Below are 8,192 nucleotides of genomic sequence, written 5' to 3' on the forward strand. Positions count from 1 at the left end.
GGCCGCATCGGCCGGCGGCGGCGCGAACAGCGCCACCGGCGCGTCGGGCTGCACCTGGCGCGCGGCCTCGGCGATGCGCTCCAGGCTGCGCGCCTGCGTGGCCTGATGATCGCGCACCCGCTTGCCGGCACTGTCCTGGCTGCGCTGCTTCTGCCGGCCGAGCAGGATCGGCGCCTGGTTGGCCGTGCCGGCCTGCTGCCGCCCGCGCGCACTGCGCCGCTGCTGTCGATCGTGCTGCGCCTGCCAGGCAGCGTTGTCGCGCGCGTGCTGCAGCTTGTGCTGCGCCAGTTCGGCCTGCGCGGCCTCGCGCTCGCGCGCCCGGCACTGCAGGTAGAACGCGTAGTCGCCGCCGTAGTCGCGCAGCCCGCCTGGCGACAGTTCCAGCGTGCGCTGCATGTCCTGCAGCAGCAGCGCATCGTGGCTGATCACCAGCAGGCCGCCCGGCCAGCGCTGCAGCGCTTCGCGCAGGCGCTGCCGCTGCGCCGCGTCCAGGTGCAGGGTCGGCTCGTCCAGGATCAGCGCATCGGCCTCGGCCAGCCAAGCGCCGATCAACGCCACCCGCATCGCCTCGCCGCCGCTGAGCGTGGCCGCCAGGCGGTGCGGCTCCAGCGCGCCGAGATCGTGCGCGTGCAGTTGCGCCTGCAGGCGCTGGGCGATGTCCCAGCGTTCGCCGAGCGCATCGAAATCCGCCACGTCGGCACTGCCGGCCTCGATCCGCGCCAGCGCCCGCAACGCCGCGCCCACGCCGGCCAGGTCGGCGACGGTGGCGTGCGGCGCCGGCGCGATCTGCTGCGGCACGTAATGCAGGCGGCCGTGGCGCACGCAGCGTCCGGCGCTGGGCGTCAGTTCGCCGGCAAGCAGGCGCGCGAACACGCTCTTGCCGACGCCGTTGCGGCCGACCAGGCCGGTGCGGCGCGCATCGAGCGCGAAGTGCAGATCGGAGAACAGGATCCTGCCGTCGGGCAGAACATGGGTCGCGCTGTCCAGCGCAAGCAGCGGATGCGTCATGGGAACCTCCATGGATGCCGGTCGTGCCCGCCGATCGCTCGGCAGGTGGGACGAGGGCCGTCGCGAAGACGGCGGCATCAATGGCGCATCGGCGTGGATCCTCGATCGGAGTGGACGCGGGACGATGCTAACGCAACGCGGCCGCGACGGGCCACGGCGCGCCGCGCTGGCTCAGGCCGCGGACAGGAACGCCGGGTGGTAGGCCACCTCGGCCATCGGCGGCAGGCGCTCGCCGAAGGCCAACGCCTGGAAGGCCTCCACCGGCGCGCCCGGCAGCGTCAGCCCGGGTTCCGGATGGAAGCCGAAGCGCGCGTAGTAGGCCGGGTCGCCCAGCACCACGCAGCCGGCCGCACCCAGCGCCTGCAACTGCGCCAGCGCCGCGCGCACCAGCCGCGTGCCCAGGCCCTGGCGCTGGTGGCCCGGCCCCACCGACAGCGGTCCCAGCCCGTACCAGCCGCGGCTGCCGTCGGACAGGCTCACTGGCGACACCGCGACGTGGCCGACGATGTAGCCCTCGTGCTCGATCACCAGCGACAGGGTCAGCGCGCCGTCCGCGCGCAGCCGTTCGATGATGTCCTGCTCGTCGTGGCGGCTGTGCGCGACGCGGAAGAAGGCGACCAGGGTCAGCGCCTCGATCGCCGCCGCGTCGGCCGGCCGCTCGGCGCGCAACAGCATGTCGTCGGCTGCGCTCACAGGCGCTCCAGCAGCTCGGCGAAGGCCTGCGCCGAGGTCGCCACGTGCTCGCCCAGGCGGTGCGTGTCGTCGACCAGCAGCAGCCGCGCGGCACGCGCCTGCGCCCAGGCGATCACTTCACTGGCGGGAATCAGTTCGTCGCGCCAGGCATGCACCACCGAGGTCGGCACCGGTGCCGCATCCAGCGCCGGCATGTGCCCCATCCGCGTCGGCGGCACCATCAGGAACAGGCCGCGCACCGGCACGTGCAGCGACACCTGCGCGGCGATGTAGGCGCCGAGGCTGGAACCGGCCAGCACCAGCGGCCCGCGCTGCGCCGCCGCCTGCGCCAGTTCCAGCAGGCGCTGCAGGCGGGTCGGCACGTCGCCCAGCGGGCTGATGTCGCGGCGCGCATCCAGGTCGGTGTAGTCCGGGCGCGAATGGCTCCAGCCCAGGCGTTCCGCGACCTCGGCCAATGCGGTCACCTTGATCGCGTCCGGCCCGCTCTCGAAGCCGTGCGAGAGGATGCAGTGGCCGCGGCTCACAGCGCCACCACCGCATCGCCCAACCGCAGCGTGCCGCCTTGCACGATGCGTGCGCACAGGCCGCCGTGGCCGCGCATGGCGTTGTAGCCGCCGGGCCCCAGCGCCTGCTCCATGCGCGAGCACGGATCGCACGGCGCGATGCCTTCCAGCTCGACCTCGCCGATGCGGAAGCGGCGCCCCTTCAGGGCGATCAGCGGAATGCCGGAAACCACCACGTTGCGCCGCAGGGTCGCCGGCGCCACCGCCGCATGCCCGGCCAGCGCGGCGATCGCCGGCAGGTGTTCGGCCTGGATCAGGGTGACGCCGCGCTTGCCGTTGCGGCCGGCGTAGCGGTCGCCGTGCAGGCCGCCCTCGGTCTGCGCCTCAGCGGCGTCGACCTCGTGCATCGGCACGTCGCGCGCCGGGCGCAGGCCGATCCATTCCACGCGTCCGGCGCGCGGCAGTGTGGCCAGCAGGGTCGCCAGCGGGCTTTCGGAATTCAGGGTCATCGGCGAATGCTAGCATCCGCGCATGCCGCCCACCTCGTCGTTGCCGATCCACGATGCGCCCCTGCCCTACGTCGGCCTGCTGCAGGAGCGCGCGCCGGACAGCATCACGCTGGCGGTGATCCACTGCACCGAGTTGCCGGACCTGGCCAGCGCGCGCCTGTACGGCGAACGCGTGCTGTATCCGTCGGGCACCGGCAACAGCGGCCATTTCTACATCGACCGCGACGGCAGCGTGCATCGCTATGTGCCGCTGCAGCGCGTTGCGCACCACGTGCGCGGCTACAACCTGCAATCGCTGGGCATCGAACTGGTCAACCGCGGGCGCTATCCGCTGTGGCTGGATTCGCGCCACCAGGCGATGCGCGAGGACTACCCCCCGGCGCAGATCCAGGCGCTGATCCGCTTGCTGCAGCAGTTGCGCGCGGAGTTGCCGCAGCTGCGCCACATCGCCGGACACGAGGCGCTGGACCGCAGCCTGGAACCGGCCAGCGACGATCCGACGCGGCAAGTGCAGCGCAAGCTGGATCCGGGACCGCGTTTCCCCTGGCCGCAGGTGCTGGAGGCGGTGACGCTGGCGCCGTATGCGCCGCCTGTGTGACCGCCTTGGAGGCGGTGGATTGGAACGGCTGATTCGGGCCGCGATGGAGTATCAGACAGGGTCGCATTCTCGCGCTCCCGCAGGAGCGGCTTCAGCCGCGCCCCGGCTTCACCGGGAACGGCCCGGTCGCGGCTGAAGCCGCTCCTGCGCGATTTTCCACGCGCGCTCAGTGCACGCCGACGTAGTTCTTCTCGCCGGCGGTCACCGCCACGTCCAGGCGATTGCCGACCGGCGCCAGCGGGCACACCACGTGCGGGGTGAACGCGCATGGCGGGTTCTGCGCCAGGTTGAAATCCAGCACGATGCGGTCGCCCTGCGGCGCCGGCACGAACAGATAGCGGGCACCGCCATAGCTCTCGCGGCCGCTGGTGCGGTCGGAGAACGGCAGGAACAGGCGCTGGCTGGCGCCGTCGCGCAGGATCTGCAGCTTGTAGCGCCGCCCCCGCAGCACGAACTCAGCGCTGCCGACCAGGGCCAGCGGCTGCGGCGTGCCGATCGAGGTGAGCAGCACCATCGCCTGCGGCGCCGGCACCGGATACCAGTCGGCCACCACCCGCCACTGCGGATCGATCGGGAAGTAGTCGATGCCGCGGAAGCGCGCGCGCGCCGGCGCCTGCGGATCGCGGAAGCGCCAGCCGAACAGGTTGCCGGTGCGCACCACGTAGAACTCCTGCGCCCCCAGCGCAAGGCGGGTCTGGGTGTCGTGCGCCGCGTCGGTCTCCAGGCGGCCACCGGCGAACGGCTGGCCGTTCACCTGCACCGCCGCGTCCGCCGCGGGCTGGAACTGCACGCCCTCCTGCGGATCCACCTGCAGCATGCCCAGATGCGCCGGGCCGGCCGGCAACTGCACGTCGTTGTCGGGTGCGCTGCCGACCCGGTGCAGGCCACTGTGCAGACGCCCGGAGCCTGTGAAACTCAACCAGCCCGACGGCGCACGCAATGTCGCCAGGCGCTGCGCACGATTGCGCTCCACCGCCTCGCGATAATGCGTGGCAGATTGCGCGCGTGGCGAGGCGTCGGCGCCATCGGCCGACGCGCGGCGGTCGCCGCAGGCGGCCAGGCCCAGCAGCATCGCCAGCCCGCAGGCCTCACGCCAGCGCATGGTGCCGCCCCTGTCGCGTGCCATCGTGCATGCGTTCCGTGTGGACCGGCGCCGGCCCTAGCCGATGGCGCGCGGCCGTGCCGGATCGGCGATCCAGCCGCTCCAGGAGCCGGCATACACGCGCGCACCGTGCAGGCCGGCATGCTCCAGCGCCAGCAGCAGATGGCAGGCGGTGACGCCCGATCCGCACATCAACACCACCTCGCGCGGATCGCGTCCCTGCAGCAGCGGCTGCAGTTCCGCGCGCAGTTCCTGCGCCGGACGCAGGCGGCCGTCGCGCAGGTTCTGCGCCAGCGGCCGGTTGAGCGCGCCGGGCACATGCCCGGGCAGCGGGTCGATCGGCTCCACCTCGCCACGGAAGCGTTCGCCGGGGCGCGCATCCAGCAACCAGCCCGGCGCCTCGTGCAGACGCGCGGCGACCTCCTCGGCGGAGACGATGCGTGCCGCATCGAAGACCTGCGGATACGGCGGCAGCGGCGACGGCACGGAGGCCGCGTCGGTTTCCGGCAGGCCGAGCCGGCGCCATTCGGCCAGGCCGCCGTCGAGCACGGCGACACGGCGATGGCCGAGCAGGCCCAGCATCCACCACAGGCGGGCAGCGGCCATGCTGCCGTCGCCGGCGTCGTACACCACCACCTGGTGCTGCGGGCCGATGCCCCACTGCCCCAGAGTGCGCGCGAACGCCGCGTCGTCCGGCAACGGATGCCGGCCCAGGCCTGGACGGCCGAGATCGGACAGATCCGCGTTCAGATCGGCGTAGACCGCGCCGGGCAGGTGCGATTGCGCATAGGCTTCGCGCGCGGCCGCCGCCGCAGCAGGATCGAGCAGCGCCGCCGGCACGAACCGCGCATCGACCAGGCGCAGCGCGGGATCGTCGAGCGCGGCGGCCAGCGTCGGCGCCTCGACCAGGGTGTGCCATGCGGGGGACGTTGCGGTCATGCGGCTTGCTCCAGTCGGCGGCGCAGGTTGAGCAGGATCGCCGCGGTCGCGCCCCAGATCCGCTGGCCGGGCCAACCGTACTCCAGCACGACGCGCGGGCGTCCACGGTAATCGGTCTCGATGCTGCGCAGGTTGTCCGGCGCCATCAGGTAGGCCAGCGGCACTTCGAACACCTCCGCCACCTCGCCCGGATGCGGCTGCGGCACGAAGCGCGGATCGATTGCCGCCACCACCGGCATCACCCGGAAGCCGCTGATGGTGACGAACGGATCCAGGTAGCCCAGCGGCTCCGCCTGCGACGCCGCAAGCGCGATCTCTTCCTCGCTCTCGCGCAGCGCCGCGGCCACCGCATCGGCGTCGCTGGCCTCGATGCGGCCGCCGGGAAAACTGACCTGGCCGCCGTGGTGACGCAGGCTGTCGGTGCGCCGGGTCAACAGCACATGGGTGCCGTCGGCGCGCGGCACCAGGCCGGCCAGCACCGCCGCTTCCACCGGCGCGCCGTCCGGCAACAGATCCTGCAACTCGTGGTGGTTCCAGCCCGGCCCCGCCGGCGGCTGCTGCAGCGGGTGCAGTGCGCGCAACAGGTGCGCGCGTTCGGCCAGGCGCTGCCCCGGCGACGGCGACCAGCCGCGGCCCGGCAGCACCTCGTCCATGTAGCGGCGGCGTTCGGCGTCGCTCATGCCGCGCCAGCGTGCGATCTCGTCGCCGCTGCGCAGGCAGCCGGCGCAATAGCCCTGCGCATCGAGACGGCAGAGACCGATGCAGGGCGTGAGCAGGGCATGCGGAACGGGATCCATCGGATTCGACACCTTGCCAGCCTAGCGCGATTCGTCGGCGCCGTCGTTGCCTGCCCAAAAAAATTGCGCCGGCATCGCTGCCGGCGCAATCGTCGTGCACTGAACCAGCGTGCTTACTTGACGCTGACCAGCTTGATCTCGAACTGCACCGCCACGTTCGGCGGGAACGGCGTACGCGGGTCGGCACCGTAGGCCTTGTCCGGCGGCAGGGTCACTTCCCACTTGGAGCCGGCCGGCATCTGCAGCAGCGTGTCGCGCATGGCCTGCATCTCGACTTCGCTGACCTTGATCGCCGGGATCTGCTGCGCCGGACGCGCCTGCGCCGGACGCTGGCCGAACGGGTACGGACCGGCCACTTCCAGCTGCACGGTGCTGGCCTGGGTCGGCTTGGCACCCTTGCCGGCCTCGATCACGCGGTACTGCACGCCGCTGGGCAGCACCTGCACGCCAGGCTTGGCCTTGTTCTGGGCCATGAACTGGTCGCTCTTGGTCTTGTTCTCGGCAGCGGCCTTCTCGTAGTCGGCCTTGGCCTGCTGAGCGCGGGCCTGCTCGCGCTTCTGGAACGCTTCCACCGCCGGCTTCAGCTGGTCGGCGCTGACCGCCGGCTGCTTCTTGGCGTAGGCGTCCTGCAAGCCCTTCACCACCGCATTGATATCGAGCTGCTCGCCGCGGCCGGTGAGTTCGGCAAGGTTGTTGCCGTAGTCGTAGCCGAAGTAATAGCTCAGCTTGCCCTTCTCGGACGAGGTGTCCTGGGCGAACGCATTGCCGCTCAGGGCGAGGGCCGCGACAGCGACCGCAATAGAACGCAACTTCATCAAACAATTCTCCAGGGTGGTGGCACAGGGCGGCCCGTGCCGCCTGAGATGACGCGTTAGGATAGCCGCCGCGGCGCGTAACCGCTACCGACGACGCTGCTCTGACTGGTGCGGCCCACCCAGAGTTCCCATTACCTTTTTTTAACAACCAGGAATGCACATGTCCGGCACGCCGGTCCTCGCCGATACCCAGGGTGCGATCCGCATCCTCACCGTGAATCGAGCCGACAAGCTCAACGCCTTGAATCGCCAGGTTTTGCAGGCGCTGGATGCGGCCTTCGCCGCGGCCGCGGACGACCCGCAGATCCGCGTGGTGGTGCTGACCGGCGCCGGCGAGAAAGCCTTCGTGGCTGGCGCCGACATCGCCGAGATGAACGAACTGACACCGGTGCAGGGCCGCGATTTCTCGCAACTGGGCCAGCGCCTGATGCGCCGGATCGAGCGAATGCCCAAGCCGGTGCTGGCGATGGTCAACGGTTTCGCCCTCGGCGGCGGTCTGGAACTGGCGATGGCCTGCCACCTGCGCGTGGCCGCCGAAGGCGCGCGCCTTGGCCAGCCGGAGATCAATCTCGGGCTGATTCCCGGCTTCGGCGGCACCCAGCGCCTGCTGCGGCTGGTCGGCCGCGCCGCGGCGCTGGAACTGTGCCTGCTCGGCGCGCCGATCGACGCGGCGCGCGCACTGCAATTGGGCCTGGTCAACCGCGTGGTCGCCGCCGGCGACCTGCAGGCGACCACGCTGCAGTTGGCGCAGCAACTGGCCGATGCCGCGCCACTGGCGCTGCGCGGCATCCTCGACGCGATCCAGATCGGTGGCGAAAGCGCGATCGAACAGGGGCTGGAATACGAGACCGCGCAGTTCGGCCTGCTGTTCTCCAGCGAGGACATGCGCGAAGGCACCCGCGCCTTCCTGGAGCGGCGCCCGCCGCAGTTCCGCAACCGCTGAGCCCGCACACGATGTCGCACGCCCCCGCTCTCGCCACGCCGCTGCAGTTGCTGCGCTGGATCCTGGACGACGATCTGGATGCCGCGATCGACGGCGGCCTGATGGACTACCGCGGCACCGATCCGGAGGACGATCGCCTGGATCCGGCGCATCCGCAGTTGCGCGCGCAGGTGCTGGCCGCGCAGCAGCGCCTGCGCGATGCGTGGGCCGCGCGTGCGCGCTACCGGGCGCGCAGCGCGCGCTTGGAACGCCGTGCCAACGCGCGCCAGGCGCGACGTGCGGCAG

At 71.8% G+C, this 8,192-nt stretch carries 11 protein-coding genes; 3 read left to right on the forward strand and 8 right to left on the reverse strand.

Translation table 11 applies throughout. From position 1 onward, the window contains the following. From D588_RS0116445 to D588_RS0116460, 4 genes are all read right to left on the reverse strand, one after another. Positions 1–1,008: ATP-binding cassette domain-containing protein (locus D588_RS0116445; RefSeq protein ID WP_017916754.1), on the reverse strand; the 1,008-nt coding region annotated here is incomplete at its 3' end. A 171-nt stretch (positions 1,009–1,179) separates the two neighbouring features. Beyond that, entirely contained in the window at positions 1,180–1,683 is a 504-nt protein-coding gene (locus D588_RS0116450) for an N-acetyltransferase (protein ID WP_043085464.1), read from the reverse strand. Positions 1,684–1,697: 14 nt separating this feature from the next. Further along, positions 1,698–2,225 (reverse strand): alpha/beta fold hydrolase, encoded by a 528-nt coding sequence (locus D588_RS0116455; RefSeq protein WP_017916756.1) that lies wholly within the window; start codon positions 2,223–2,225, stop codon positions 1,698–1,700. Next, positions 2,222–2,713 (reverse strand): MOSC domain-containing protein, encoded by a 492-nt coding sequence (locus tag D588_RS0116460; RefSeq protein WP_017913757.1) that lies wholly within the window; start codon positions 2,711–2,713, stop codon positions 2,222–2,224. The genes D588_RS0116455 and D588_RS0116460 overlap by 4 nt, the downstream gene beginning before the upstream one ends. 22 nt (positions 2,714–2,735) lie before the next feature. Between D588_RS0116460 and D588_RS0116465 the strand changes: the two genes are divergently transcribed. After that, complete coding sequence (locus D588_RS0116465; protein ID WP_017916757.1) at positions 2,736–3,311, forward strand: N-acetylmuramoyl-L-alanine amidase; 576 nt, start codon at positions 2,736–2,738, stop codon at positions 3,309–3,311. A gap of 166 nt (positions 3,312–3,477) precedes the next feature. Here D588_RS0116465 and D588_RS0116470 read toward each other — a convergent pair whose 3' ends face one another. The 4 genes from D588_RS0116470 to D588_RS0116485 form a co-directional block, all read right to left on the reverse strand. Further along, positions 3,478–4,383, reverse strand: coding sequence for a DUF1684 domain-containing protein (locus D588_RS0116470; RefSeq protein WP_087963686.1), 906 nt, complete (start codon positions 4,381–4,383; stop codon positions 3,478–3,480). Between the two features lie 87 nt (positions 4,384–4,470). Beyond that, the gene (locus D588_RS0116475; RefSeq protein WP_017916759.1) at positions 4,471–5,352 is read right to left on the reverse strand and encodes a sulfurtransferase; all 882 of its coding nucleotides are present in this window, start codon (positions 5,350–5,352) and stop codon (positions 4,471–4,473) included. Beyond that, positions 5,349–6,149: a DUF1289 domain-containing protein gene (locus tag D588_RS0116480; RefSeq protein ID WP_017913753.1), complete on the reverse strand. Its 801-nt coding sequence runs from the start codon at positions 6,147–6,149 to the stop codon at positions 5,349–5,351. Before D588_RS0116480 ends, D588_RS0116475 begins: the two co-directional genes overlap by 4 nt. A gap of 113 nt (positions 6,150–6,262) precedes the next feature. Continuing rightward, entirely contained in the window at positions 6,263–6,964 is a 702-nt protein-coding gene (locus D588_RS0116485; RefSeq protein ID WP_017908716.1) for an FKBP-type peptidyl-prolyl cis-trans isomerase, read from the reverse strand. 160 nt (positions 6,965–7,124) lie between these two features. On the opposite strand from D588_RS0116485, the gene D588_RS0116490 reads away from it, so the two are divergent. Both D588_RS0116490 and D588_RS0116495 read left to right on the forward strand, forming a co-directional pair. Further along, the gene (locus D588_RS0116490; RefSeq protein ID WP_026143797.1) at positions 7,125–7,907 is read left to right on the forward strand and encodes an enoyl-CoA hydratase-related protein; all 783 of its coding nucleotides are present in this window, start codon (positions 7,125–7,127) and stop codon (positions 7,905–7,907) included. 11 nt (positions 7,908–7,918) lie between these two features. Next, positions 7,919–8,192, forward strand: a 274-nt coding sequence (locus D588_RS0116495; protein WP_043085462.1) for a hypothetical protein, incomplete at its 3' end; no start/stop codon positions are given.

Source organism: Xanthomonas sp. SHU 308 (assembly GCF_000364645.1).
Taxonomy (GTDB): Bacteria; Pseudomonadota; Gammaproteobacteria; order Xanthomonadales; family Xanthomonadaceae; genus Xanthomonas_A; species Xanthomonas_A sontii.